Origin of the sequence: Sphingobium sp. RSMS, from assembly GCF_005406185.4 — a bacterium.
Taxonomy (GTDB): domain Bacteria; phylum Pseudomonadota; class Alphaproteobacteria; order Sphingomonadales; family Sphingomonadaceae; genus Sphingobium; species Sphingobium fuliginis.
The window spans coordinates 1,079,388-1,105,971 of the sequence record NZ_CM191257.1 but is presented as its reverse complement, the minus strand read 5'-3'; the positions used below and the strand labels follow the sequence as shown (position 1 = coordinate 1,105,971).

Sequence of the window (26,584 nt, the reverse complement as noted above, 5' to 3'; positions counted from 1 at the left end):
AGGAGGCAGACATGCTGCATGAAATTATCGCTGATAATGATCGGCTGCTCGTTCCCCATGTGATAAAGGGCGTGGTTCAACTCGACGCCGCCGTGGAGCATCGTTCGCGGGCCAGCGGCTCGACGGTCATGACCCCGTCGATCGATCTGGACTCGCTGATCTGGCCACGCAGCCAGCCCGGTCCTGCCTTCGACACGCCGCTTGCGGAGATCGTGGATTTCCTCGTCGAGGTCGGCAAGGCGCTCGATTTTGACCGGAATATCCATCTTCAGGAGGCCGCGGCCTATAATCTGCGCTGTAACAGCCTGGGGGCGCGCATCCTTGAGAATTGCTACCGCGACATCGCCTGGTTCTTCACCCGCGACGCGGTCGAGGCGGAGGCCGAACAGTCGCTGGGATCGCTTGACCTGCTGGATGGATGGGCGCGACGCGACATTCAGGGCACGGCCTTCGACATCCGCGCCTTCCCGCCGCGCATGGTGCATGTTCTCGCCGGCAACGCCCCGATCGTGCCGCCGGTCACGATCGTCCGAGGGGCGATCAGCAAGGGCGTCCACCTGCTGAAAATGCCGTCCAACGACATGTTTACGGCGACCGCCCTGCTGCGGACGATGGCGGATGTCGGCCCCAACCATCCGGTGACGCGGTCCTTTTCCGCCGCTTACTGGCGCGGCGGCGATGCCAGCATCGAAAATCACATCCTGCGCTCGCAATATTTCGACAAGCTCGCCGTCTGGGGCGGCGAGGCGGCGGTGCGCCATGCCATGCAATATGCCGCGCCGGGCTTCGAGATCATGTCCTTCGATCCAAAGGTGTCCATCTCGCTGATCGGTCGCGAAGCCTTTGAGGGCGTCCCCCTCGAGACCATCGGCGAGAGAAGCGCGGCCGACATCATCGCCTTCAACCAGGATGCGTGCAGCTGCGCACGCTTCCAGTTCATCGAGGGATCGGACGATCAGGTCGACCGCTATTGCGAAGCGCTGGTGGAGGCGATGGGCCGGGACATCCGCTACGGCGCGGGGCCCGACGGCCCGCTGCCACCCGCCATGCTGATTGAGGAACTGGACATGCTGGGCAATCTGGAACCCATCTACCGCCTGTTCGGACGTCCCGACGGCCGGGGCATGGTCATCCGCTCCAGCGAACCGGTGTCGTTCAATCCGGGCGGCAAGCTCGTCAATGTCGTCACCGTCGATCGGCTTGCGGACGCGATCCAGTATGTCACCGTCGCGACCCAGTCGGTCGGCGTCTATCCCCCCTCCCGCATTGCCGAGGTGCGCGATGGGCTTTCTTCGGCGGGCGCCCAGCGCATCGTCGGTCTCGGCAACATCAACACCGGAAAATTCGGCGGCCTGCCGCACGATGGGGGATGGCCAGTGCACAAGATGATGCACTGGGTCGTCACCGAAGCAGCGAAAGATTGAACCAGATCATGACACAGACGACTATTCAGGCGCTGTCGCTCGACAGCTATCGCCTGCTCGGCCGCTCGGGCCTACGCGTTTCTCCGCTGGCGCTGGGAACCATGACCTTTGGCGAGGAATGGGGCGCGGGCGAGCAGGAATCCCGCCGGATCTTCGACAGCTATGTCGATCAGGGCGGCAACTTCATCGACACGGCTGGCTATTATGCCGATGGCGCGTCGGAGATATTGACGGGCAAGTTCGCGGAGGCGAAGCGCGAACGGCTGGTTCTTTCCACCAAATATTCGCTGACCCGCTCAGTCGGCGATCCCAATGCCGCTGGCAACAGCCGCCGCAACATGGTGCAGACGGTGGAAACGAGCCTCAAGCGACTGAAGACGGACCGGATCGACCTGTTCTTCCTCCATGTCTGGGACGATATGACGCCTGCGGACGAGATTTTGCGCGCGTTCGACGACTTGGTGAGGCAGGGCAAAATCCTCTATCTTGGCCTGTCGGACACCCCTGCCTGGCAAATGGCCCGGTTGCAGACCATGGCAGAATTGCGTGGCTGGAGCCAGTTGGTGGCTTTGCAATCCGAATATAATCTGGTGGAGCGCACGGCCGAGCGTGACCTTATCCCCGCCGCCAAGGCGCTGGGTATCGGCGTCATGCCCTGGTCGCCGCTGGCGAGCGGCATGTTGTCGGGCAAATATGCGACGGGCGGCAGCGCGCATGCGGGCGAAACGGGCGGCCGTGGCTTCCTGCTCGAAGCAGGGGGCCGCGTCGATGCGCGCGTGGTGGCCATCGCGGATGCGGTGAAGGCCGTCGCCGACGAGATGGGCGTCACTTCGGCGCAAGTGGCGATCGCCTGGACCCTGGCCAATCCGGCGGTCATATCGCCGCTGCTGGGCGCACGGACGATGCGGCAATATACAGATAATGTCGCCGCGCTTGGCGTCACGCTGGAGCCAGCGCAACTGGAACGGCTGGATGCGGTGAGCCGCACGCCGCTCGGCTTTCCGCATGATTTCCTTGCCTCACCCTTCATTCGCCATGGACTGACGGGCGGCACGAATATCCGGCCGCGCGCCTGATCAGGCGGCGCGGATCAGCCTTCCGGGACGCGCGCCGGTGTCGGCGCCGTCCCTCCGGGTTATCACGCCGCTGACCATCGTGGCGCGATAGCCGGTGGCGAGCTGCGCCAGGCGACGCCCGCCGCCGGGCAGGTCATGCACGACATGGGGGGCATGCAGGCGCAGCGCACCATGATCGATCAGGTTGATGTCGGCCTTCAGCCCCGGTTTCAGCCGCCCCCGGTCCCGCAGCCCCAGAAAATCAGCATTGTCCGCGCTCAGAGCCTTGACCGCCGCCGGGATCGTTAGTTGCTCGCCAGCCCGATCGCGGGTCCAGTAGGCCAGCATCGTCGTCGGATAGCTGGCATCGCAGATGATGCCATAATGCGCGCCACCGTCGCCCAGTCCCACGATGCTGTAGGGATCGCGCATCATGGCCAGGGCAGGGTTTAGCGACTTTTCCGCATAGTTGGAAAAGGGCATCAGGATCAGCGCCTGCCCATCCTGCTCCAGCATCAGATCATAGACTAGTTCGACCGGGCTGACGCCCCGCTGTCCGGCCAGCGCGGCGATGCTCTGGTCTGGTGACGGTTCATAATCGGGCTCGGCTCCGAGCCGATAGATATTGTCCCAGGTCCGCAACAAGCGATGCAGCGGCGTCGGCGTCTCGTCCGGCTCCTCCGCGATCAGTCGCTCGCGAAAGGCGGGATCGCGCATGATGGCGACCTTTTCCGCCAACGGCCGGTCCGCGATCGCGCGATAGCTCGCACAATGGCTGAACGCGTTGGCCGATGTCGACAGGCCGCACATTGCGCCCATCGGCCGGGGGAACACCTGCGCCAGCACTGGCGCCGCACCGCTGCGATTATGTTCGGCGAGCGCATCCATGGTGCGCCGCCAACCCTGCGGATCGGTCGACCATTGGGCGAGCGAATAGGTCAGCGGGCGCCCCGACGCGCTGGTCATGCGCTTCATGAGGTCGAGATCGCTGGCCCAGTCGGCGGTATCGAGATTGGGGATCATCTGCAGCACGCCGCGCCCCGCATCACCCACCGATCGGGCGATCGCCACCAGTTCGTCGCTGTCCGCTTGAAAGGACGGGATGAACGCGCCGTCACCGCGCCGGTGTACCAGCGAACGGGATGTGGCGAAACCAAGCGCGCCGGCCGCCATTCCCTCCGCCACCAGTTGCGCCATCCGCGCGACATCCGCTGCGGTCGCCGGCTCACGGTCCAGTCCGCGCTGGCCCATCGCATAGACCCGCAGGGGCGAATGGGGAATATAGGCGCCGACATCGGCGTCCCATGCGCGCGCTTCCAGTGATTTCAGATAGTCTGGGAAGCTCTCCCAGTTCCAGGGCAGGCCCTTGGCCATCACTGCTTCGGGAATGTCCTCCACCCCCTCCATGACATTGACCAGCGCCTCGCGATCCTCCGGCCGGCACGGCGCGAAGCCGACACCGCAATTGCCGATAACGACGGTGGTGACACCATGGTCGGTGGACGGCACCAGACTGTCCGACCATGTGACCTGTCCGTCATAATGGGTATGAACATCGACGAAGCCGGGCGTGACGAGGAGGTCGCGGGCGTCGATCTCCTCTCGCCCCTGCCCGACGTCAGCGCCGATCTTCGCGATACCTCCATCAACGATGGCGATGTCCGCCTCGAACGGATCGCCGCCCTGCCCGTCGACGATCGTACCGCCCCGGATCACCAGATCAGCTTCTATCATGTCCATGGCTCTCCTCAGCCTGCCAGCGCAGCCAGCATCTCGCCCGATGCCTGTTCTTCCGTGACCCACTTCACCATGCGGCGGACCGGCTCGATCGCGTCCTGCCTTTCCATATTATGCTGCATCGTCGCAGCCCCGCCCAGCGATACGATCCGCTGCGCGCCCTGAAAGGCGAGGCGGTCGCGCAGCTCGTCCTTGAGACTTTCGGGAAAGATGCCGATCGTCTGGGTATAGGCGTTGACCGCGCTGACGGCCGTTTCCCGGCTGTCGATGGGCACGATATTGCCCACCCGGCAGGCGAGCGTGCGCGAAAAATCGACCGGATATTCTTCCTGGCTCACGATCACCGCGCCTTCGTTGGTGCGGCCGCCGAAGATGCGATAATCCTCGTCGTTGAGGCGGATGCCGTCGATCTCGGCCTTGAGCGCACCGTCAAACGCCTTGTGCGGCGTGCTCAGATGATCGGGCAGGCGCTGGAGAGCGTCGAAGGTCATCTGCCCCAGCCGATTGGCACGCTCCAGCCCGGCTTCGTCCGTGCCGCATTCGACATAGATGACGCGTGCGGACACGCAGCCTTCCTGATTTTGCGCGCCGATATCGAGCGCCAGACGGCGCGCCACCTGCTCCAGCGTCTCCTCGTCGGCGAAGGCTTCGCGACCGATGATCGTCCCCGACAGCTTGGGGTCCTGGGTGATGAGGTCGATGCCCGGTTGCAGATAGCGCGTGATATGCTTGACCGAATCGAACCCGCCCCAGGCAACGATCTTCTCGACGCCGCGCGGATCGTAGATTGCCGACTCCACCTGATCGTCGCCGCCTTTCCAATAGGCGACGGAGACATGTTTCGACAGCGGATGGTCGGGGTCCATCTCGACCATGGTGCGCACCAGCGCGGCGGCCGTCAGCGGATCGTTGGACGGCAGCTTGATGATCGCGTCGGACCGGGTCAGCGCATTGCGGATCACCGTCAGGATTGACACGATCGGCGCATTGCCGGCAATGACGTGCACGGTCCGCGCACCGAAGGCGCGCGTGCGGGCGGTCAGACCCGGAAATCTGCCAGCCCCCTGATCCACCCAGCCTTCCAGATAGTCGACGCCGCAGGAGCGTTCCATCATCCGCCGCATTTCGGTCCGATCGAAAGCCGCGCCGATATGTTGGAAATGGACACGCAATATGCTCTCCGACAGACCGGAGGTCAGGCAGGACAGGCGAAACGCCTCCTGCAAATGCCGGTTCTGACCGAAATCGAGCCGCTGTCCCAAAGCAACGAGGAAATCGAGTATCTCCTCGAAGCTCAGTGCATAGAGATCGGCCATGGCTGAAGGCGTGCGCAACGGCAATCGCGCGACATGCTTGGCGATGTCGGGCGCCGAAAAGCTGACACCGCCCCGGCGGCCGCCATAGTCGATGTCGGCATCGTCGATAATCTGGCCCCGGATGATCAGGGGCACGCGGAATGGATCAGTCATGGCTCTACTCACATCGACAGTTCGGCAAGAAATTCGAGAGCGCGGTCGTGCGCTTCGGGAGCACCAGCGCAGACGATGCGGTCATCGCCGCCTTCCTTCTCGCTGTAGCGGCGTACCGGCGGAATGACGTGTGGCCCGGTGCGGCCGCAGGCGCAGGGCTTTTCCCAGCCCGCCAGCGTGATCTCATCCCCCGTCACCAGCCCGGCCCAATAGGTGTTTGGCATCAGGTCGAACGAGGCGAAGCGGCCGGTCAGGCCGTCCTTGCGCGGCAAGGGCTTGCCGGTCGCTGGGTCGAGCAGGAACGGGATCTGGATCGGCGGGATGTGATAATGGCCATGCTCGCACATCATCGACAGACCCATCTGTTCGGATGTGGCGTACATTTCATAGATGGTATCGAAACCCAGAAATTCGATCACGCGCTCGCGCCAGTCGTCGGGCAGTTCCTTGCCCTTCTTGCCGCCGCCGGTCAGCAACACGCTGCCCTTGCCGAAGACGTTCTTGAGACCGCGTTTCAGCCCCTCCTCCGCCCAGTCGTAGAGGATGGCCCACATCGCCGTCACATAGACGTCGCGTCCACCGAAGCGCCGCTGCGCCTCGCTGAAGAAATGCTTGAGGTCGTCGGGCCGGCGGCGCTCCAGTTCCAGCAGCGCCTCCCGCCGTTCCAGCAGGACCGGCGGAATGTCGATCATGCCGGCCTCGCCCCGCGCCTCCGCCGCGCGCAGGCGGCCGCCCAGCGAGGCGATGTCTGCACTGAACCGGGCGTCGGGATAGAGGAACAGGGTATTTTCCTCACCCTTGGCATAGAGATCGACCTGGATGCCGTTGCCGCGCTGCATCGCGGCAGCGCCGTAGCGATAGCCCGGAATGATGATCGGCATCCCGTCCTTCACGATGTCCGGACCCCGGTCCGGCCACCAGTCGCGGATGATGACCCCCGAATGGACGATGGTTTCACGCCACTGTTTCTTGGTGCGAGGGACGAAGCTCAGCTTGCCGGTGGTGCCGGACGTATGCTGTACGGTCAAGTCGGTTTGCGCGTCGAGCAGGTCGATCCAGTCGTCGATCGTCTCGATACCGCTGGCATCGACGTGGGAAATGTCGCTGGTCGTCAGGCCCGCGAGCCATTTGGTCAGCTTGTCGAAACGGCTCCGTTCCAGATAGCTGATCGGATAGGATTTGTAGACGGTGTGCGGAAACAGAAGCGGCGCCAGATCGTCGATCGTTTCGATCGCGTCGATGCCCTGCTCACGCGCTAGCTTGTCCAGCACTGACAGGCCGGGCCGCAATTCGGCAAAGCGCTTGCGAGCGCCGTCCAGATGCAGCCGGTCGATCTCCTCGCGACTGAGCGTGAAGGCTTGCGCATAGGGCGCATCGTGAAAACTGGTGGGATCGGCGATCAGTCGATCGAGATAGCTGCTCATAAGAAAATCCGTCCTTCTTGATGGGACGGATTGTGGCGGGGGCGAGGCGTTCGCCGCAATGCCGATGCCTACAGCCGGAACGCCCAAACATCGTCAGGCGGACATGAAGCGCGATGCTTCACATCATATCGGATCGGCGATCCAACGCAGAACTGGTTCAGCGCAATGCGCCACGCTCTTCGCGAAATTCGCGGGGGGTCATGCCGGTCGCCTTCCGGAACGCCGCCGAGAAAGCGGCAGCGCTTTGGAAGCCGCATTTGCCGGCGATCACCTTGATCATCGCCTCGTCACGGATAAGCAGGTCTTGCGCACGCGCGATCCGGCGGCTGGCGATATAGTCGGTCAAAGTGATGCCAGTGGTGGCCCGGAAAGTCCGGATCAAGTGACGCGGGCTGGTGCGGATTTCGGCGGCCAGATCGGCCACCGAAAGCATTTCGGCCAGATCGGCCTCTATTTTATCCTTGATGCGACGCAAGCGCCAGCCGGGCATCTGTCCATGTGCGCTGCGGTCATCATATTGGGCTTGGCGAAAATGCCGGCACAGTTCGACGACGAGCATCAACGCCATGCTTTCGAGCAATATATCCTGTCCAAAGCCTGGATTGCGCAATTCCTCCACCAAACGGGCAAGCCCCTGACGCACCCGACCGATCTGAACATCCTGACATGCAGCCAGATCGGCGACGCTGTCATCCTCGAACAGTTGCATCGCCCGGTCGTTTTCAAATGTCAGACACAGCAGGCTGTGTTCGCCCGGTTCGCTCAGGGTCGCAAATGCACCACCCTTGGGCAGGAAGACGACATCGCCTGGCGGATCTGCCAGTTGGCGTTCGTTGTTGAAGAAACGAGCAGTGGGGCAGCGCGGGCCGATGGAAAAATCCAGATAGTAGGAATCAGGTTGAAAAACCGATCGGCTGCTCTGGGTCCAGCCGAAGTGACGGATATCAGCGAAAATGCCGTTCGTATGGAACCGCCGTTCGACATGGAAATGCGACGCAGTGTGCGGGGCACAGAGCGGCAGACCAAGGTCGGCTTCATGTCGCATCCTCAACCTCCTCGCCATCGATCGAATCTTGGCTCGATCCTAAAGCGCAGGACCATTATTTCCCTGTAGATCGCGAATGGCAAGTCAGTGCCGATCATGATCATGCACATCGGCGACCACCCATCGGCTTGCCAATGCAAACAGGCCGGCGGCCAGGATGAAGAAGCAGGATCCCAGGCTGAGCGACAGGCGCAGCCCCTGTGCGCTTGCCGCCTCGCAGGCCGCGACGGCCTGCTTGGCGCATTCGGCCAGGCTGAGGCCTGCCGACACCCGCGCACTTTCCCCCAATATATCGCTAGCAAGACCGATCAGCGGCGGGCCCAATCCATAGCCCAATATGGAACTGGTAGCGATAATCACGGCGGAGGCCATGGCGCGCATATGCGGCGGCGCCACATCCTGTCCGTGCGCATACATGGCGGGCATGTAGAAATGCTGCCCCATGGATCCGAGCACCATCAACGCCACCGCAAGACCAACCGTCGGAATTTGAAAAGCGGCGGCATATAGCGCGCCGCACCAGAGCAAGCCGAAGGAGGGCAGCCATGCCTTGATTCGCGGGTAGCGACGCGCACCCAGGTCCATCATCGGGCCGCCCAACAGCGTGAAGACGATGCCGACGCCACCGATCACAAGCCCCATCAGCGCTGACGCATTGGCCAGGGACAGGCCGTGCCCGCGCATGAGAAAAGATACCATATATTGTTGATTGGCATAGCTGCCGATCCCGGCCACGCCCCCCGCGACGGCCACCAGAGCAAAGCTGCGCCGGGCCAGCAACTGGCGGACGGTGGCGATGAAAGACGCGGCATGATGCGATCGGGGCTGGCTGCGCGGCGGTTCCGGCACGGTGGCGCGGAACAGCAGAGCCATGACGATGCCGGCCATTCCGCAAATGAGGAAAGCCGTGCGCCAACCATAAGCGGCGATCAAAGCGCCCCCGCCCACCGCTGCGACGATGGCGCCGAAGGGGCCGGCGACCGCGAAGATGGCGATGGCGGTCGTTCGACGTTGCGCGGGGAATGCGTCGGAGATGAGCGAATGCGAGGCCGGCGTGCATCCCGCCTCGCCAATGCTGACGGCGGCTCGCCCGACGAGCATCTGGACGAAATTGGCTGCAATTCCGCAAAAGGCCGTCATGGCGCTCCACAATGTCAGCGAAATGGCGATGATCCCCACCCGGCGACCGCGGTCCGCCGCGCGCGCGATCGGGAAACTGAAGACCGTGTAGAGTATGGCGAATGCGGGTCCACCAATCAGGCCGAGCTGAAAATCGCTGAGATGGAGATCGACCTTGATCATTTCCTGGGCGACCGAGAAGAGCAGTCGATCTATATAATTGAGGCAATTGAGCAGAAACAGCGCGACAATTGTCCACGATAGCAACGATCGCCCGTCGGCGGAAAGCGATGCGTCGTCCGGTATCGGTTGCGGACCTGCATCCACTATTGACGGATTGTGCATCACTCATCCTATTTCATTTTTATCGACTGTGACGAAGGCTATGCCAACAGCGCATCCCATGCCCCCGCCACAACTATCGCCGGGACGACAGATGTCGCGCAGGAGACATATTCCTTCCCCTATGCCTCCCCCGTCTATTCCCCGAATATTGCACAACAAACACAGGCAAAGCGGGCGATTGACGATGATCGCAGCCCCCAGCCCGCTATTTCAGTCTGCGGGCCGCCGTTTGGTAAAATCGCGTAACGCAGCACCCCATCATGACCCTGTCGAGCAGTGTCTTACAGGCAGCGACGCCGTTTCCCGCCATATCGCTTCCCGCAATATTCGCCCAGGTCGCGCATATCCTTCGCTGCTGCCGCAGCCTGCTGTTGATCGCAGGGAAATTCCTTTTCGCGCGCCTCGACGCGCTCGCACAATTCCTCGATATCGCATCGTGAAAGAATGTTCTTTTCACGCAAATAGCAGACCAGGCTCTGCAATATGATCATAGCCTTGTCGCCGCTCTCTACCGATTGACTGATATCCATTTTTCGACCCTGGACCTTGAAATACGGCATAACTGCCCGTCTCTCGACTAGGCAGTTATGCAGCAAATCAGCGACGCAACCCCTGACGAAAGATAGGATCGTTCAAACAGGCCGGGTCAGGCCCATGGGTGAAGTGGACGACGCCACCTCACCCATCCCCTGTGTCAGAAGCGATAGGAAACCGTTGCGCCCCATGTGCGCGGCGCTGCGGTAAAGCCGATCGCGGTGCCGAAGGTGCCATAACCGTTGAATATGGCGTTATAATATTTTGCCTGCGTCAGGTTGCGCCCCCAAAGGGTGAACTCCATTCCGCCGTCGAGCTTGAAATTCAGGCTTCCGTTCAGCACGCCATAGGCCTTGAGCCGACTGAAGCTGTTCTGCGTATCGATGAAGCTGATAGCCGCCGCACGCTCCGCCGCATCGTTCACACCATCGTTGAGCGCCGGTGTCGTCAAATCCGCAGTGGCATAGTCCTGATAAACGGCAGAAGTGTAGGCATAGTCGGCATGCAGCGCAATTTCGCCGCCTTTGACCGGGAAACGCTGCGTCGCGCCGATGTTCCAGGTCCAGCGCGGCGCGCGCGGAACGACCTCACCGCTACGATCTACCGGACCGCCCAGGCCCGCCGCAGTGAATGATCCCGCAGCATATTTCGCCTTAAGCCAGGACAAGGCGCCGCTCAATTCCATGCCCTGCCACGGAATGAGCGTACCTTCAAATTCAAGGCCATAGGCCTTCACATCGCCTGCATTCTGAACGAACTGGGTCAGATTAGCGCCAACCAGGGCATTGACGACATTCTGGGCGCCGTTGCGCCAAATGTAGAATCCAGCAAAATTAGTTCGCAGATGCCGATCGAAAAAGTCGCCCTTGAAGCCGATCTCGGCATCCTTCACCTTTTCCGGCGCAAAGGAACTCGCATCGGGCGGGGTCGGACGCGAATTGAGACCGCCGGCCAGTGCCGCGCCACCCGTCTTTGCATAGATGAGCTTGCCGTCTCCCAGTTCGTAGTCGATGCTGGCAAGCCAGGCGGGATAATCAAATTTGGCCGTCACAGGATCCGTGCAATCCGGACCGGGGGCGACCAGATTTGCATTAGCACCCACGGCGCATAGCCCCGTAGCGGGCAACGTGATCAGTCGGCCGTTGGAGACGAACGAACCGGAAAAGCCCGGAATCCCTCCGATATAGCCCATGCGGTTGATCGAACGCTTGTCCCAGGTATAGCGGAATCCGCCGGTCACGCGCAGCCGTTCGGTCAGGCTGTAGTTGACTTGGACGAACAAGGCCTTCGATTCCGACTTGTATGTGGCCAGGTTGGTATTGGCCGGGGCCAGGTTGAAACCGAAGTCGGTATCCTGGAAGACGAGCGACTGGGACTGCTCATCGCCCGTTTCCTTGAAATAGAAACCGCCGAAAATGAACTCCAGTTTCCCCAGGTTACCGGAGAATTGCAGTTCCTCGCTACGCTGATTTTGCGAATAGTCGCTCGCATAAGATGCGATCTTGGCGGGCGTGCCGTCAAGATCGGTACCATCCCCGGTATCCGCCTCGCGATAGGCCGTTATCGATTTGATCTTAACGTCGCCCAGATCATATTCGATGGTCGCACGGACACCCCACGTCTTGTTATAATTATATGGCGTATCGATGTTGGCATTGCCCGTGTTTGGATCATTATATGTTCTGTAGAATTGGCTCTTGCTCTGGAGGAAGCTGGCAATGTCGAATTGACGGGAATATAGTGCCAGCGCCGGTCCGGTCGGGTTGATACCGCGTAGAGCGACATTATTGTACGTATCCTTGATATTGGCATAGTCGGCCGACAGGGATACGGTCATCGGGATCGCAGACGGCTCCCAGTTCAGCGTGGCACGACCCGCGATGTCGTGATCGATACGGGCCGCATCGACCCCTCTTATCGGGTTGTCGCCAAAACCCTTACCCCTCTCGCCATAGCGGCCAGCCAGGCGCAAGGACAATTCATCGCCCGAAATCGGCAAGGTCAGCGCGGATTCGATGGACCAGCTTTCATAGTTACCGATACGTCCGGTGACATAGCCGCCGAAATTTCCGTCCGGCTGCACAGTTGTCATGTTGAGGGCGCCACCCGTCGTGTTGCGTCCGAACAAGGTTCCCTGGGTTCCGCGCAAGACCTCGACCGAAGCCAGATCGAGAAGCCCGAGATTCCCGGCGATAGGTCGCCCATAATAGACGCCATCGACATAGATGCCGACCGCAGGATCGGAAAATGAGTTAGGGCTATTCTGCGCATTGCCACGGATGGCGAGATATATGAGCGATGCGTTGCCGGTGCCACCGGATTGCACCGACAAACCCGGCGCCGCCCGGCCCACATCCGCCACTTCGACAATCTGCCGTTCAAGCAGCGCAGTCGGATCGAGCGCCGTGACGGCAACGGGAACCGTCTGAAGATTTTCCGACGTGCGGCGAGCCGTCACGATGATGTCGCGCACACCGCTATTGTCATCACCGCTCGCACTTTGCTCGACCGCTTCTGCCGCGTGGCTTACGCCTGCACCACCGACACCCAATACCGTGCCGGCCATCAGGATTGCGCGGAATATTTTAACCATTTCATCCCCTCCACTATTAATATTATTAAATAACGGAATTTAATTACCATATTTATTATTATTTTTATGCATTTATACTAATGGTACTAAGAGAAGAAATATTATATACTTATATTATATCAACGATCTAAGGCCGCGAATATGATCTTGAAAACTAGATCAGTGCGATATTGGGCAGTATATTAAGTACTTTCCTGTTTCGCCGTCGGCGGTTATTCCATCCTCCGAATTTTATCGCTTCATACGCTTAAGACACATACCGTGGGATAGGTATCCTGACCCAGAGGCCCACGCACTTACCCCCGTAGCAAGGGCTCCATGGGCACCAGAACAAGATGATCGGCAGGCGCATCGGGACCTGCGATCACCAGGCATTGTCGCAGCATCCGCCGGTGAAAGAAGCGCGTCAGGGCGGCATGGTCGGCAGGCGTGCTCTTTTCGATGAAGCGCATCAATGCGGCCTCACCCGCGGCGGCATCGGCATAGGCCGTACCCAGCAGCGCCTCGATGTCTTTGCCATCCTCTTCCCGCAGCCAATCGCGATAGCGCAGCTGGTTCCGCAGATAGTGAGGGATCGAGGCAAGGATATTACGTTGCCAGCCCTGTAGCGATCCGCTTTCCGGCAGACGTTCGATCTCCGCCTGCAATTTATGAAGTGCCAGATCATTCTGGTCGACGGCGGCGGGCGGCGGAAGCGCAATGTCGTCGAGCGCCACGCCCAATATCTCGGCCAACGCCTCCATACATCGCCGTCCGATCATCGACACCTGTACCGCTGCCTCGACCCAATCGCCGCCGCGCCCCTTTTCGTGCATCCCGAACAGGGGGCCGTAAATGGCTTCAGCGAGGAAGGACACGGTGTGATAGGCGATCGCGTCAAAATCGAGCGGTACGCCGATCGCCGTTTCATAGTGACGGAACAGAGCGGCGACGTCGCCCATATTCTCGATCGGGTGGCGCCCCCGGAAGCACGCGAGGTCGCGCATGGGATCGCCTAGATGACCGATTTCCACATCCAATATGCCGGTAACCTGGGCACCGTCCGAAAGGAACTGGCCGCAATCGCCCGTGACGAAGGAGATGGATTCCCGATGTCGGGGATAGTTTCGGCGCAGCCATCGCGCGCAAAATTCCAGCAGCGGATCAGTGATGCCCTGCTCGACCGTCATGGCATGAAAGCGTTCGAAATTATGCAGGGCGATCTCGCGCGCACCCTGCGGCAAATGGGCTCCCCCTTCAATGAAAGCCTGACTTGGCAGGCTGTGGATGTCAGCCAATATCTCCATATAGCGTAGCGATGCGGCCCACCGATCCTCGGTCATCACCGACGCGCTTTCGATCGCCTGCTGAACCAGGCCGGGATCCCGGCCGCCTTCTATCCATTCCATCACGATGGTGTTGGGTTGGTCGCACATGCCCAATATGGCGGGGATGGGAATGCCATTTTCATACAGTGCGCGCTGCATGCGCATTTCATACACAAGCGGATAGGGATGGGTCGGCCAGGTGCGGTCGCCCTTGAGCAGAAAGTCGCGCTTCACACCATTTTGCTGCGCGCTGGCGCGCCAGACCGGGCGCCAGCGCCGCTGTTTTTCGAGCACGACTTCAGAACAACCCAGGACATCCTCAAGCCATCGGTTGAGCTGTTCGCGGCTTTCGGCCTGATCCTGATCGGCTTCGGTCTGCGCCATCGACGGTCCTCTCCATAGTCTTTTTCTGTCCATTATGGCCGGTGCGTCATCCGCCTTTATGGGCCGGGCGGCCGTTGCGGAAAGATCGGGCTAACGCACCGTTTTTAATGCCTGCCCTCAATCACCAAACCGATAGCGAACCTCCACGCCATAGGTCCTCGGCGCGCCGTAAAATCCACTGAATATCCCGAGCGCCGCCGATCCGACATTGCTCGACGCCAGATATTTCTTATCGAACAGATTACGCACGAAAAAACTGATGTCGGCATTGCTGCCGCCAACGCCGTTCAGGTCCAGCCGTCCGTTGACCAGGTCATAGGCAGGCAGGACCTGGTCGGAAGAGCGTACCTTGCTGGAATGATAATAGTCCAGGCTGAACACGGTTTCCGCCAGGGATGGCGGCACTGGCAACGTCCAGCGCACGCCAGCCGTGACCGTCGTCTTTGCAACCAGATTGAACGGCACCTTGAGCGCTGCAAGATAGGATTGGAGATTCGCAGGCACCGTCAGCGACCGCGACTTGAGGTCCAGGAAGGTCGCACCGGCGTCGAGGGACAAGGTCGATGTCGGCTGGATGCGGGTCGAAAGGTCGATGCCCGCTACCCGGGTCTTGCCGGCGTTGACCAGCAGCGTCCCGCCGCTTGGATCGTTGCTGGCGTCGCAATCGCCGTCCGGTGATTTTGGCGGATTGGTCCCGCCCGGCGTGATCGTGCTGCAACTCGCCTGGGTGTTGAGGCCCGAAATCGGCACCTGCACATTATTATACCAGCCGACAAAGGGTGATGCGTTGAACTGCAGCTTGACGTCGCCCACGGTGAAGTCGGACCGGATACCGACCTCCACATCCGTCACCTTTTCCGGGGCGAAGGACTGGAAGGGCGCCAGCCGCCCGGCCAGCGTCGGGCTGTTAATGCCACCAGCGCGATAGCCCCGGCGCGTGATCGCATAGAGGAAGATCGCATCCGACGCCTTCCAGTCGACGCCCAGTTGCCAGGTCAGCGCCTTGGACGAGGTCTTGTTGACGCTCGAATTGCGGATCGTTGCCGCGCCGTCCGCGCATTCTTCGGGTGAAACGACAGGCTGATTGCTCAGGCCGCCGCCAACGCAGGCCTCGATCTTGTCCCAGGTGTGACGTACGCCCAGATTGACGTGCAGGCCGTCGGCGATTTCATAATTGACATTGCCGAACAGCGCCCGGCTCTTTTCGCTGTAAAAACTATAGTTGAAGCGAGCATCGGTAATACCGGGTAGGGTGAAGACCGGAATATAGGTGCCCGACGGCCCGAGCGGCTTGCTGTCCAGGTAGAAAGCCCCGACCAGCCAGTCGAGACGATTGCCGAGTGCCGATCCCTTCAATTGCACTTCGTCGCTGATCTGCCGGACGTCGGATGTCTGGCGCCCACCCACGATCGTCACCGGAAGCCCGGCAGGGATCGCGCCGCTTCCATCAGCGATCAAGGTGGGCAGTCCATCGACACTGGAATAATAATCGATCTTGGTGCGCCGATAACCGAAGATATTGATGAAGGTGATGTCATCGGACAGATCGAACTCCGTCCGGTTGGTAATACCGAAACGCTCGACCTTTTCGAACGCATCGACGTCCGAATTGATCACGCGCGGCCCGCGCGCGCGCTGCAATGCCAACTGCGCCAGAGCCGCCGCCGCCGTGCCCGTCGCCGTCAGTCCATTGGGACCGGGCAGCACATCGGTCAGCACCGATGCGCCGCCGACCGCGTCATTGTGATAATAATCGACAATAAGCGTGTTGCGGAACGCGGCGCTCGGCTCGAACAGGATCGAACCGCGGATCGCGCGCGAATTAAGATCGTCCGGGTCGCCGCCGATGCCGATATTCTTCGTCCAGCCGTCGCGCTTCTGGATCTGACCGGCGATGCGGATGGCCAACGTGTCGGACGTCAGCGGTATATTGACTGCGGCTTCCAGCAACCGGGCGTCGTAATTGCCGTAGGACGCCTTGGCATATCCTCCCAGCTTATAGTCCGGCGCCGCCGGATAATAGAGGATCGCGCCACCGGTCGTGTTGCGGCCGAACAACGTCCCTTGCGGTCCCTTGAGTACTTGAACGGACGAAAGATCATAGGTCGGAATGCTGGACCCGACCGTAGGAGACGGCACTTCCGCGAAATAGCTGATGACGCCGGGCGCGCTGTTGCCGGCCAGCGCCTTGGACTGACCCCGGATGGAGAAATTGGTGTTTTCGCGCCCGCCTGAACCCGCCAGGAACACGCCCGGCGTCTTGACCAGCAAATCCTGCGTATCACGGATATTGGCCTGCCGCAGCGAGTCCGCGCCGAAAGCCACGACCGAAACCGGCGTCTCCTGAATATTCTCAGCGGTGCGGCGCGCCGTCACCACGATGTCGCTGGTAGCACCCTCCTGCGGCGCGGCGTTCGACGACTGCGCCAATGCCATTTGCGATGTCGTCAGCAGCAACCCTATCGGCAGCATGAAACCGGTTATCTTCATTTTTCTTCTCCCTGGCGGTCAAAGGATGACCATTGTCTTTGAAAGCCGGTCTGTCGCCGGCCTGTCCTGTTCATGAGATCAACGATGGATAGCTGACGCCCTGCCCCGCGCGCCAATGCTCGACGATCGCGCTTTTCTGGCAGTTGAATATGCCGATCTGTCTGGACAATATGCCGCCATCCCCTCCGCATTTCCCCGATGGATCGGGTGTGCGGCGGATTAGACGCCAATCCGCGCTTTCAATTACCTGTCGAAAGGTGGGTCCGATGTCCGATCACGCCAATATCCACCAGATATGAGGATAAGGACGGTCCGCAGATACCGTCGGTCATATGGGGAGAGGACGAGATGACCTGCTTTGCAAACGGGCTGTTGATGCCTGAGGGACCGATTGCGCGGCCGGATGGCGGCCTGCTGCTGGTGGAGGTGCTCGGCGGTCGCCTGTCCCGCCTTGGCCCGGACGGTGCGCGCACCACCCTCGCCGATCTGGGCGGCGGTCCCAATGGCGCGGCGATCGGTCCCGACGGGCGGATTTATGTCTGCAACAATGGCGGTTTCGAAAAGATGATCCTGCCGAACGGCGACCTCCTGCCGGCCGAGACGCCTCTCGACACGCCGCCCGGCACAATTCAGGTCGTCGATCCCGCCAGCGGCGCTTTCGAAACCTTATATGCATCGACCGAAGCGACCCCCTTCTGGGGACCGAACGACCTCATCTTTGACGAAACGGGCGGATTTTGGTTCACCGATTTCGGCAGGGATCGCGGCGCGGCGCGAATGCGGGGTGGGCTTTATTATGCCAAGACCGACGGGTCGGAAATTCGGCGCGCCGCCGGACCATTGGACGGGGCGAATGGCGTCGGCCTATCGCCAGATGGACGCACCCTCTACGTCGCCCTCACCTATGAAGCGCATCTGCTGCGCTATCGATTGTCAGCGCCCGGTATGATCGACACGACGGCGTCGCTGACCCCGGACGGGCACAGCATCGTCGGTCGGGCCGGGCCTGGTCAATTTCTCGACAGCCTGGCCGTCGATAGCGCCGGACGTATCTGTTGCGCCTCGCCCGGCCAAGGCGCCATATTGATCTTTCCACCCGAGGGCGGAACGCCTCAGCAGATCGAAACGGGCGATTTCCTCACGACCAATATCTGCTTTGGCGGCAAGGACGGGCGGGTGGCCTTCGTCACGCTGGGCAGTTCCGGCAAGGTCATATGTATCGACTGGGACGTCCCCGGCCTGCCCCTCGCATTCGGCTGAGCTCTCATCGTCAACAGCGCCGCCCTGCCCGCCGACAGGTCAAGCAAGGCAGCCATTGTTGTTCTCTCGCGCCATGCCCCGGAAAAGAGCGACCATGTCAGCTGATTGTTATGACTATATCATCGTCGGGGCGGGGTCTTCCGGCTGCGTGCTGGCCAATCGACTGTCGGCAGACCCGACCGTCAAGGTACTGCTGGTGGAGGCGGGACCGGACGACAGCAGTCCGTTGATCGCCATGCCGCGCGGTATCGGCAAACTGCTGGCGCCGGGCAATCCCCATGTGTGGGATTACGCCGTATCGCCCGGCGGCAACGCACCCCAGGAAATATGGCTGAAGGGCCGCGCGGTTGGCGGGTCCAGTTCGGTCAACGGCATGGTCTATGTGCGGGGCGCTCCGGCCGATTATGATGGCTGGGAAGCGGCAGGCTGCACAGGCTGGGGCTGGCAGAATATAGGCCGATATTTCGTCTCTCTGGAGGACCATGCGCTGGGCGCCAAGGCGTGGCGCGGTGCCGGCGGCCCCCTCAAGGTCAGCGTCCACCCTTCCGGCGACCCGCTGTGCGAAGCCTTCCTGACAGCCGCCGAGCAGGCCGGCACGCAACGGGTGGACGACATGAACGACATGCCGGCCGTGACCCAGGGCGGCATGGGTATCAGCCGACATCCACCTATCGCGGCAAGCGCTTCTCCGCCTCCCGCGCCTTTCTGAAGCCCGTGCGCGGCCGCCCGAATCTGGATGTTTTGCCGCAGACTGACGCCCTGCGTATCCTGTTCGACGGACAGCGAGCGGGCGGTATCCTGCTGCGCAACAAGGATGGCGTGCAGGAGGTCGCCGCCCGGCGGGAGATCATTCTTTCCGCAGGCGCGGTGCAGAGCCCCAAGCTGCTGCAATTGTCGGGCATCGGTCCCCGCGCCTTGCTCGAATCGCTTGGCATCCCGATCGTCGTTGATGCGCCGGGTGTCGGCGGCAACCTTCGCGAACATCGCTATTTGGGCTTTACCTACAGGGTCCGGGGGAACAGCCTAAACCAGAAACTGTCCGGTGTCGGCCTTATCCTGTCGGCTTTGCGCTATGCCTTCGGGTCGAAAGGGCCGCTGACCCATGCAGCGCATGAAGTGGGCGGCTTCGTCAAGACCGATGCCACGCTCGACCGGCCCGACGCGCAGGTCGGCATGGGCCTCTACTCCTTCCACACGGACGACAAGGGCGCGGTGGCGCTCGACCCCTATCCCGGCATGACCGTCGTCGCTTATTATATGCGGCCCGACAGCCAGGGCCATGTCAGGATAAGTTCGGCCGACCCGGATGTCCCGCCGGTCATCGACGCCAATCATCTGGCGACCGATGCCGACAGGAGCCATTTCGTCGCCCTGTTTCGCTGGCTCCGTCGCCTGGCGCAACAGCCCGCGCTCAAGGACTGGATCGTCGAGGAAACGGGCAAGACCGTCGGCATAGAAGCGGACGAGGACATTCTTGCCAACGCCATGGCCCTTGGCGGCACATCCTTTCACATTTGCGGGACATGCCGCATGGGCGCGGATGAAACTTCCGTCGTCGACCCCCAGCTTCGCGTGCGCGGCGTCACCGGCCTGCGCGTCGTCGATACCTCCATCATGCCGACGATCGTATCGGGCAACACCAATGCGCCGGCCATGGCCATCGCGCTCAACGCCGCGGACATGATCCTGCGGCCCAGACAGGAAACCATGCCATGACCGTGCCGTTCACGACGTTCGACAAGCTTTATATCGATGGCGCCTGGGTCGATGGCGGGAGCGAACGCGACGCCATCATCAATCCCGCCACCGAAGCGGTGATCGGCCACGCGCCGGTGGGTAACGCCGCCGCCGTGGACGCTGCGATCACAGCCGCGCGCGATGCGTTCGACACGGGCATCTGGCCACGCATGGCCATGTCCGAACGCGCGACCTGTCTGCGCCGGATGCATGCCGCACTGGATGCGCGCAGGCAGCAGATCGCGGCGCTGATCATCGCGGAAGTCGGCTGTTCACAGGGCATCACCCAAGGCATGCAGGTCGCCAATCCGCTCGACCATCTGCTGGCCGCAGTCGAACATTCGACACGCGACGACAGCGTTCGCCTGCCCATCGACATCACCCCGGATCCCTTCAATCCCGACGGGCCGAAGAAAATAGGCGGGACGACCGTGGTGCGCGAACCGGTGGGCGTCGTCGCGGCCATCACCGGCTATAATTTCCCCTTTCTCATCAATCTGGCGAAGATCGTTCCCGCGCTGCTGGCCGGCAATACGATGGTGCTGAAGCCGTCGCCCTTCACACCTTTTTCCGCGCTGCTGTTCGGGGAGATCGCCGAAGAGATCGGCCTGCCCAAAGGCGTGCTGAACCTCGTTACCGGCGGACCGGAGGTTGGCACGACCCTGACCTGCGATCCGCGCGTCGACCTCGTCACCTTCACCGGATCCGAAGGCGTAGGCGCCGCTATCATGGCGCAGGCCACCCCCACATTGAAGCGCGTGCATCTGGAACTCGGTGGAAAGTCCGCGCTGATCGTCCGCCAGGATGCCGACGTCGCCCGCGCCGCGGGCATGGCCGTTGCCGTGCTCTCGGTCAATGCGGGCCAAGGCTGCGCCCTGCTCACGCGCCTTGTCGTCCATAACAGCATCAGGAAAGCGTTCGTCGAAACCGCCTGCGCCATCGCCAGCCAGTTCAAAATCGGCGATCCTGCCGATCCCACCGTGGCGATGGGGCCGCTGATCCGCGAATCCCAGCGGGAAAAGGTCGAAAGACTGATCGCCATCGGCCGCGACGAGGGCGCGCGGATCGTGCATGGCGGCGGGCGTCCGGCCGGTCTCGACAAGGGCTTTTTCACCGACATCACGATCTTCGACGATGTCGACAACAAGATGACGATCGCCCAGGAAGAGGTGTTCGGTCCGGTCGGCTGCGTCATCGGCTTCGATACCGACGAAGAGGCGATCCGCATCGCCAACGACAGCCGCTATGGCCTGAATGGTGGCATCGAAACCGCAGACGCTGCCAAAGGCTATGAGATGGCGATGCAGATCCGTGCGGGCAGCGTCATGCTCAATGGCGGCACCGGGCGCATGACCTATGCGCCCATCGGCGGCTACAAACGCTCGGGCGTGGGCCGGGAATATGGTCCCGACTGGCTGCACGAATATCAAAACCAGAAGTCGGTCTTCTATCCCATCGGCGGATAGAGAAGCTGCCTAACCGGCGGTAATGCCGCCGTCGACCGCCCAGCAGGCGCCATGCACATGACGCGCCCGATCGGAAGCCAGGAACAGAAGCGGCTCGGCCACATCCTCGGGCAGACAGGGCGGCCGCATGCCGGTGTAGCGCGCGAGGAGCCGGGGATCGGCGAAATCGGGGAAGGACATGCCCTGTGTCATTTCCGTCCGCATCGGGCCGGGCGAGAGGATGTTGATCCGCACGGGACTGTCCATCATCTCCATCGCGAGCGACAACGTCAAACCGACCAGTCCGAATTTGGAGGCGGTATATGGCGCCAGATAGGCCTGCCCCATGAAACCGGCGGTGGAGGCCACGCAGATGATATTCCCGCTGCTCTCGATCAGGTGCGGCATGGCCGCCTGCATGAGAAAGAAGGGGCCGGACAGGTTGGAGGCAATGGTCCGGTGCCATTCCTCCTCCTTGATGTCCGCCAATCGGTGAAACATGACATCGGCGGCGATATTGCACAGCACGTCCAGCCGGCCGAATGCCGTCATCGCCCCTTCGATAACCTCCCTACAGCCACGCGGCTCGCCAAGATCGCAAGCCAGCTCGACACACCGGCCACCCGCGTCGCGGATCAACCGCCCGGTCTCTTCCAGCTTGGCTCGGCTGCGCCCGACAAGGCACAGTGCCGCGCCTTCCCGCGCGAAGGCGAGGCTCGCCGCGCGGCCCAGGCCCGACCCGGCGCCGGTGACCAGTACGACCTTGCCTGCAAAGTCCATCCGCATATCCTCTTCCAAAACGGGCCGTCGGCGGGGTTAGAATGCCACGCTGATGCCTGCCATAAGGGTGATTACGGCGTGGCCAACCTTTCCCCGGATGGGGTTGATCCCCTCACCAGCGCCGTCGCCATTGCGCGCCGCGCCGACGGTTACGGATCATCTCATCCCGCTGCTCCGGCGTGACCAGCAGCGTGTCGGCGGGAAGATGCGAACGGAGTTCCGCAGCCGGCACGATCCTGAGCGTCGGCTCCGGCCCGGAACTCGCGCCGGTCCAGCGCAGCATCAGCGATCCTTCGTTGCGTCCGGCCGGATCAAGCCAGTTGGGCACGCCCGGATCGTCCAGTGCGATGACGGCGCGGAAGCGGCCGTCGCCGTCCAGACGCGCCTGCGCCGCGTTGAGGCTGCTCTGATGGTTCATCCAGTCGATCGTGTTCCACAGCGGATCGTTGAGCTGGACGTTCCAGTAACGCACCTGATCGGGCACCGCCGTGTCGATGATCATCGCCTCCCCCGGCTTCAGCCGGAAGATGCCCTGATAATAATGCTGCCCGGCCACGCCGCCGCGACCGGCCCAGTCATCATATTCCAGCCTGTTGACGAAGCCCTGCGCCCGCTGCCGCTGGCCATAACCCAAGGCAAATGCGGCATAGCGTTCGACGAACGCTGACAGGCGATCGAGCCGATGGACGATCTCGGCTGCGGGCACCAGACCGCCGCCCACGCGCCGGTCGACCCGCTCGATCGCGATGCGTAGATCGCGCCCCACGCCCCAGTCATAATAGGCATGGCGCAGGCCGATCGTGAGCGCGCGCGGGTCTAGCGGAAACCAGTCACCCGCATGATCCTCCGGCCGCTCCCCGCCCAACAGGATGTCGAACGCGCCGTCCGGTCCCAATGTGCAGGCATCCAGATCGATCACGCCCACCGAAGGCCCGAGATCCTCCATCGGTCCCAGACCGCCCGCGACCAGATCAAGGAACACGAAAACCCCGTCCCCCCGCGTGCCCGACAGCCTGTAGATGCCGCTGCCGTCGATCCGCGCCGCGCCATAGATGAAATCGGGATTGACCCCGACGGTGTTGAGGACGCTGCTGACCGACGGCACGAAATCGGGATGATCGGGGTCGGCGAAGGCCGTCTGATAACCGGTGGCGAGGATAGCGAACAACAGGCGGTGCGCCTCGGCCCGGGCCTGTGGATCATCGGGATCGGCCAGCCTGTCCAGCATGCCTTCCGCCCCCGCCATCCGCTCCAGCCAGGCGCGCCACTGGGACGTTTCAGAGATAGGCATGGTAGGTCTCGATATATTCGGCGAACCTGTCGCTCACCTGTTCGGCTGTCAGGCCATAATCGGCCAGCGTGTAGCTGCGCGACCCATGCTTGCCCGCCGGATTCTCCCGCAGCCAGTCCAGAATGCCCTTTTCCGACTCCGGCGTGAAATCCCAGCCGAAATGATCATAGGCGGCCCGGATCGTCGAGACCGGGTCCGCGACCAGATCCTTGTAACGCATATCGTAAATCGGCAGGTCCGGATGCGCCTTGCGATAATCCATGCAGCACTTCACCCCATCCCACCAGAGTTGCAGGAACTCGGCGCCCAGCGCATGCAGATCGAGCTGGTCGTAGGACGGCCCACGAATGACGCTGATCAGTTGGGAGATGGAGGCGATGACGGTGGTCGGGTCGCGATGGGGCTGAATGAAGATCGCATCGGGATAGACGCTACGCAGCGCGGGGAGCTTATACATATGCTCCTGAATCTTGAGCACCCAATGCCTGCCGGGATGCCGCCAACCCAGATGCTGAAGCCACATCTTGTGGACCTCGTAGCGAAAGGTCGCGTCGATGCCCTTGAACCAGTCGTAGAAGCGCGGGAGATGCTGGAACATGCACGGATTGCTGCTCTGAAAGGAGGTCGTCATGAACGATCCGCATTCCTGCGGGATTTTGGCGCCGAGCGGATGGGCTTTGAGCAATTCGTCGGCATCACCGCCCAGTTGCGCGCGCAAATGTTCGTCGAACCGGGAGATGCGCGGGTCCGTGTCGGCGGTTGCCGCTTCGGGAGGGGGCGATGGTTCGGCCACTTCCCACATCAGCGGCGTGCGGATCTGCGGGTCGCCTTCCATCAGGGCGTGCAGGAAACTGGTGCCGCACCGGGGGAGGCCGAGGATGAAAAGCGGCTGCCTGATTTCGACATCGGCAATGTCAGGATAGCGGGCTCGGTCGTCGGCGATAGCCTTCAGCCGGGACAAGTCATCGGCAATGATATGCAGCGCACGCGCATGGCCATTGGCGTTAAGTGCCCGGTCTTCCGCCATCGAGGCAAGCAGTTGTTCCAGCCCCGGCCGCACATTATCGCGTAAATAATGGGGCAGCGGATACTGCGCCAACAGTGCGTCCGCGTCCGGAAATCCAAATGTCATTGCCATCCTCTCTCAAACCGGTCTGACGACCATTTTGGGCAGGATGACTGGTCCGGATACCGATGAAAAGCCCAGGTGCCATCGATGTCGCCTATCGGAAACAGATGTCGAAAATTGCGGCTACATCAGTGGGCGTTCAGTGGATCAAAAGCCGGTCACGGAACTGCCGCGGCGAACACCCTTCTATCTGGCGGAACGCCACACTGAAGCTTGCCGTATTGGCAAAACCACAGCGATAGGCGATCTCCTTGACCAGAAGCGATCGGTCCATCAGCAGGTCCTTCGCCAGAGCGAGCATATGACGGCGACAAAAGGCTGCGGGACTTTCGCCCGTCGCGGTGCGGAACAGGCGTTCGTAATGGCGGACGCTGATGCCACGTTCCGCCGCCAACTGCCCGATCTCGACCCTGCCGGGCTGCTCCCGGATATGTGCAACAAGGCCAGCCAGATAGCGCTGGTCGAACGTCCGGCGACTGTTGAACTCCGGTTGGGTTTCTGGACCGAATTGCTGCACCATTTCAGCTGCGAGGCCGACACTGATCGAATCCAGAATGAGTTGCGAACACAGCCCCGGCGCCACCAGTTCCTGCTGGGCCCTTAGAAGCAGTGCCCTGACATGGGGATTGCGCATGTCTATGGTGTCGCGCAATTGTTGATTGGAAAGTTCCATGGGCAATCCAGTGATCGCGGGAATATCTATTCTGCAAAATAGCGATCTTTGCTCGCGTTCCTGCCAATGCATTTGGAACGGACACGCGGCCGGATAAAAGCGTACCTCGCCCTGCTCGCAAAAGTCGCGAGCAGATGCGAGATATCTGCCCATAGACGGGAAGCGGGTCAATTCGAAATAGCTGCAGGGCGGCGTGAAGACGATCTCGTTTCGTTCTCGCCAGAAAAACCGCCGGACTTCAAAGCGCGCACCAACTGTAGCCCTCGCCGCTTCGAGAGACGTTTCGAATTCCTGCGGGAATATGAAGTCCAGGCTTGTACCCTCAGGATGACGGTCAGAATCATAAGGTCTTGTAAGCATATCAGCTGTTGCTCCCCCTCACTTTCTCCCAGCCGATCGCGAGAATAATATATCGATCATATCGAGAGAAGCTAATTTATTAGTGTCCGATTCAGAAGTTCTTCAACTCGAGCAATATCTTGCGGTTCGGCGCGTGATCATCGGATTGAAGCGATGAAGGGCCAGCGGTGGGTGAGGTGACGGACCTTTCCCAGTCGTTTAACCAAACCGGCGTCAAGAATAATTTTGGTTGCGTTTTTGCGATCTACGAGTGCGACATCGTAGGGTTGGTGCGTCAGTGATCGATTAGCTGCTTCATGACTATTGGCTCACTGAAACGAAATCGACATCTGCGTCATGCTGGTCACGGCAAGAGGACTGAGCGAAAGCTAAGTCAACAATTCTTGGCGCAAGCCTTGAAATGTTAGTTTCCAGGGATAGTCGGCTGCCTAACGCGCAAAAAAACTGAGTGAATACCGAGTGAATAGCAAAAAGGGGCCCAGTGAAACGAGACCTCCTGCTCATGGATGTCCAGCGGCACACACTGAGTCAAAAGCTCGGCCGCTGCCAGCGGCCGATCCATACGAAAAGGTGTGCAGATCGGTGAAATGACTGTGCCTGTACGACCCACGCCTTTCCAAAAGCGCCAAAGCACCCCAGCAGCCCCCTCAGAACTAGCAAGCTTTGCTCCATTGCACAGCCGTCGCTCCACCGTCATAGGTTTCGCGGATGGACGAAAAAATGAACGCTACGATCTTAAGAGTTATCGAGCGCACGCCGCAATGGCTGCGTCACGATCTGGGATCCAGGGATGCAGCCGCTCGCGGTCGCGCCGAGGAAACATTGGCGGCGATGATCAGCGACGCGCTTGCCAACGGAACCGCCGCGAATCAGGAGGAATAAGCGGGACACCTCCTTGTCTCATGGGGGCCGCGGACCGTTGAGATTACCGCGCCTGCCTCTCCGCCAACGCACGGTTTCACATTGCGACATTCAGCCTCCGT

General features: G+C 61.3%; 20 protein-coding genes. 7 read left to right on the top strand and 13 right to left on the bottom strand.

Features of this window, described 5'->3' with window-relative positions:
• Window positions 1-11 precede the first annotated feature (11 nt).
• Together EGM87_RS05115 and EGM87_RS05110 are read left to right on the top strand one after the other, a co-directional pair.
• Complete coding sequence (locus EGM87_RS05115; RefSeq protein WP_044662199.1) at window positions 12-1,424, top strand: acyl-CoA reductase; 1,413 nt, start codon at window positions 12-14, stop codon at window positions 1,422-1,424.
• Window positions 1,421-2,500 (top strand): aldo/keto reductase, encoded by a 1,080-nt coding sequence (locus tag EGM87_RS05110; RefSeq protein WP_044662198.1) that lies wholly within the window; start codon window positions 1,421-1,423, stop codon window positions 2,498-2,500. Before EGM87_RS05115 ends, EGM87_RS05110 begins: the two co-directional genes overlap by 4 nt.
• Here the strand turns inward: EGM87_RS05110 and EGM87_RS05105 are convergent, their stop codons facing one another.
• The 9 genes from EGM87_RS05105 to EGM87_RS05065 all read right to left on the bottom strand — a co-directional run bounded on the left by EGM87_RS05105 (window position 2,501) and on the right by EGM87_RS05065 (window position 16,926).
• Window positions 2,501-4,213 (bottom strand): N-acyl-D-amino-acid deacylase family protein, encoded by a 1,713-nt coding sequence (locus tag EGM87_RS05105; protein WP_044663144.1) that lies wholly within the window; start codon window positions 4,211-4,213, stop codon window positions 2,501-2,503.
• 14 nt (window positions 4,214-4,227) lie between these two features.
• Entirely contained in the window at window positions 4,228-5,685 is a 1,458-nt protein-coding gene (locus tag EGM87_RS05100; RefSeq protein ID WP_044662197.1) for an acyl-CoA reductase, read from the bottom strand.
• Between the two features lie 8 nt (window positions 5,686-5,693).
• Window positions 5,694-7,109 carry a long-chain-fatty-acid--protein ligase gene (locus tag EGM87_RS05095; protein ID WP_044662196.1) on the bottom strand — a complete coding sequence of 472 codons (1,416 nt, stop codon included), beginning with the start codon at window positions 7,107-7,109 and terminating at the stop codon, window positions 5,694-5,696.
• Between the two features lie 157 nt (window positions 7,110-7,266).
• The gene (locus EGM87_RS05090) at window positions 7,267-8,154 is read right to left on the bottom strand and encodes a helix-turn-helix domain-containing protein (RefSeq protein WP_044662195.1); all 888 of its coding nucleotides are present in this window, start codon (window positions 8,152-8,154) and stop codon (window positions 7,267-7,269) included.
• An 84-nt stretch (window positions 8,155-8,238) separates the two neighbouring features.
• Window positions 8,239-9,618: a spinster family MFS transporter gene (locus EGM87_RS05085; RefSeq protein ID WP_235600733.1), complete on the bottom strand. Its 1,380-nt coding sequence runs from the start codon at window positions 9,616-9,618 to the stop codon at window positions 8,239-8,241.
• A gap of 281 nt (window positions 9,619-9,899) precedes the next feature.
• Window positions 9,900-10,178, bottom strand: coding sequence for a hypothetical protein (locus tag EGM87_RS05080; protein WP_425281104.1), 279 nt, complete (start codon window positions 10,176-10,178; stop codon window positions 9,900-9,902).
• A 134-nt stretch (window positions 10,179-10,312) separates the two neighbouring features.
• Window positions 10,313-12,745: a TonB-dependent receptor gene (locus tag EGM87_RS05075; RefSeq protein WP_044662193.1), complete on the bottom strand. Its 2,433-nt coding sequence runs from the start codon at window positions 12,743-12,745 to the stop codon at window positions 10,313-10,315.
• Between the two features lie 296 nt (window positions 12,746-13,041).
• The gene (locus EGM87_RS05070; protein ID WP_044662192.1) at window positions 13,042-14,436 is read right to left on the bottom strand and encodes a phosphotransferase; all 1,395 of its coding nucleotides are present in this window, start codon (window positions 14,434-14,436) and stop codon (window positions 13,042-13,044) included.
• 117 nt (window positions 14,437-14,553) lie between these two features.
• The gene (locus EGM87_RS05065) at window positions 14,554-16,926 is read right to left on the bottom strand and encodes a TonB-dependent receptor (RefSeq protein WP_061934570.1); all 2,373 of its coding nucleotides are present in this window, start codon (window positions 16,924-16,926) and stop codon (window positions 14,554-14,556) included.
• 348 nt (window positions 16,927-17,274) lie between these two features.
• Here EGM87_RS05065 and EGM87_RS05060 point away from each other — a divergent pair, with 348 nt between their 5' ends.
• From EGM87_RS05060 to EGM87_RS05045, 4 genes are all read left to right on the top strand, one after another.
• Complete coding sequence (locus EGM87_RS05060) at window positions 17,275-18,186, top strand: SMP-30/gluconolactonase/LRE family protein (RefSeq protein ID WP_044662191.1); 912 nt, start codon at window positions 17,275-17,277, stop codon at window positions 18,184-18,186.
• Window positions 18,187-18,280: 94 nt separating this feature from the next.
• On the top strand, window positions 18,281-18,895 hold the full coding sequence (locus EGM87_RS05055; protein ID WP_238320071.1) for a GMC family oxidoreductase: 615 nt from the start codon (window positions 18,281-18,283) through the stop codon (window positions 18,893-18,895).
• Between the two features lie 5 nt (window positions 18,896-18,900).
• Window positions 18,901-19,902, top strand: coding sequence for a GMC family oxidoreductase (locus tag EGM87_RS05050; RefSeq protein WP_410483108.1), 1,002 nt, complete (start codon window positions 18,901-18,903; stop codon window positions 19,900-19,902).
• Window positions 19,899-21,389, top strand: coding sequence for an aldehyde dehydrogenase family protein (locus tag EGM87_RS05045; RefSeq protein WP_044662190.1), 1,491 nt, complete (start codon window positions 19,899-19,901; stop codon window positions 21,387-21,389). Before EGM87_RS05050 ends, EGM87_RS05045 begins: the two co-directional genes overlap by 4 nt.
• Before the next feature lie 9 nt (window positions 21,390-21,398).
• Here the strand turns inward: EGM87_RS05045 and EGM87_RS05040 are convergent, their stop codons facing one another.
• From EGM87_RS05040 to EGM87_RS05025, 4 genes are all read right to left on the bottom strand, one after another.
• Window positions 21,399-22,148: an SDR family NAD(P)-dependent oxidoreductase gene (locus EGM87_RS05040; protein ID WP_044662189.1), complete on the bottom strand. Its 750-nt coding sequence runs from the start codon at window positions 22,146-22,148 to the stop codon at window positions 21,399-21,401.
• 112 nt (window positions 22,149-22,260) lie between these two features.
• A complete protein-coding gene (locus EGM87_RS05035; protein ID WP_235600732.1) occupies window positions 22,261-23,439 on the bottom strand; it encodes a glycoside hydrolase 64/thaumatin family protein in 1,179 nt (392 codons plus the stop codon).
• Window positions 23,426-24,571 (bottom strand): sulfotransferase family protein, encoded by a 1,146-nt coding sequence (locus EGM87_RS05030; RefSeq protein ID WP_235600731.1) that lies wholly within the window; start codon window positions 24,569-24,571, stop codon window positions 23,426-23,428. The genes EGM87_RS05035 and EGM87_RS05030 overlap by 14 nt, the downstream gene beginning before the upstream one ends.
• Window positions 24,572-24,707: 136 nt before the next feature.
• Window positions 24,708-25,601: an AraC family transcriptional regulator gene (locus EGM87_RS05025; RefSeq protein WP_235600730.1), complete on the bottom strand. Its 894-nt coding sequence runs from the start codon at window positions 25,599-25,601 to the stop codon at window positions 24,708-24,710.
• A 708-nt stretch (window positions 25,602-26,309) separates the two neighbouring features.
• Here EGM87_RS05025 and EGM87_RS05020 point away from each other — a divergent pair.
• Window positions 26,310-26,483, top strand: a complete 174-nt coding sequence (locus EGM87_RS05020) for a hypothetical protein (protein WP_171010022.1) — start codon at window positions 26,310-26,312, stop codon at window positions 26,481-26,483.
• The last annotated feature ends 101 nt before the right edge of the window (window positions 26,484-26,584 follow it).

Coding starts and splice junctions, on each gene's coding strand:
- EGM87_RS05065 (WP_061934570.1), bottom strand. CDS start 16,926: ATGAAGATAACCGGTTTCATGCTGCCGATAGGGTTGCTGCTGACGACA.
- EGM87_RS05105 (WP_044663144.1), bottom strand. CDS start 4,213: ATGATAGAAGCTGATCTGGTGATCCGGGGCGGTACGATCGTCGACGGG.
- EGM87_RS05100 (WP_044662197.1), bottom strand. CDS start 5,685: ATGACTGATCCATTCCGCGTGCCCCTGATCATCCGGGGCCAGATTATC.
- EGM87_RS05080 (WP_425281104.1), bottom strand. CDS start 10,178: ATGCCGTATTTCAAGGTCCAGGGTCGAAAAATGGATATCAGTCAATCG.
- EGM87_RS05035 (WP_235600732.1), bottom strand. CDS start 23,439: ATGCCTATCTCTGAAACGTCCCAGTGGCGCGCCTGGCTGGAGCGGATG.
- EGM87_RS05085 (WP_235600733.1), bottom strand. CDS start 9,618: ATGCACAATCCGTCAATAGTGGATGCAGGTCCGCAACCGATACCGGAC.
- EGM87_RS05070 (WP_044662192.1), bottom strand. CDS start 14,436: ATGGCGCAGACCGAAGCCGATCAGGATCAGGCCGAAAGCCGCGAACAG.
- EGM87_RS05075 (WP_044662193.1), bottom strand. CDS start 12,745: ATGGTTAAAATATTCCGCGCAATCCTGATGGCCGGCACGGTATTGGGT.
- EGM87_RS05060 (WP_044662191.1), top strand. CDS start 17,275: ATGACCTGCTTTGCAAACGGGCTGTTGATGCCTGAGGGACCGATTGCG.
- EGM87_RS05020 (WP_171010022.1), top strand. CDS start 26,310: ATGGACGAAAAAATGAACGCTACGATCTTAAGAGTTATCGAGCGCACG.
- EGM87_RS05030 (WP_235600731.1), bottom strand. CDS start 24,571: ATGACATTTGGATTTCCGGACGCGGACGCACTGTTGGCGCAGTATCCG.
- EGM87_RS05045 (WP_044662190.1), top strand. CDS start 19,899: ATGACCGTGCCGTTCACGACGTTCGACAAGCTTTATATCGATGGCGCC.
- EGM87_RS05115 (WP_044662199.1), top strand. CDS start 12: ATGCTGCATGAAATTATCGCTGATAATGATCGGCTGCTCGTTCCCCAT.
- EGM87_RS05040 (WP_044662189.1), bottom strand. CDS start 22,148: ATGGACTTTGCAGGCAAGGTCGTACTGGTCACCGGCGCCGGGTCGGGC.
- EGM87_RS05095 (WP_044662196.1), bottom strand. CDS start 7,109: ATGAGCAGCTATCTCGATCGACTGATCGCCGATCCCACCAGTTTTCAC.
- EGM87_RS05055 (WP_238320071.1), top strand. CDS start 18,281: ATGTCAGCTGATTGTTATGACTATATCATCGTCGGGGCGGGGTCTTCC.
- EGM87_RS05025 (WP_235600730.1), bottom strand. CDS start 25,601: ATGCTTACAAGACCTTATGATTCTGACCGTCATCCTGAGGGTACAAGC.
- EGM87_RS05090 (WP_044662195.1), bottom strand. CDS start 8,154: ATGCGACATGAAGCCGACCTTGGTCTGCCGCTCTGTGCCCCGCACACT.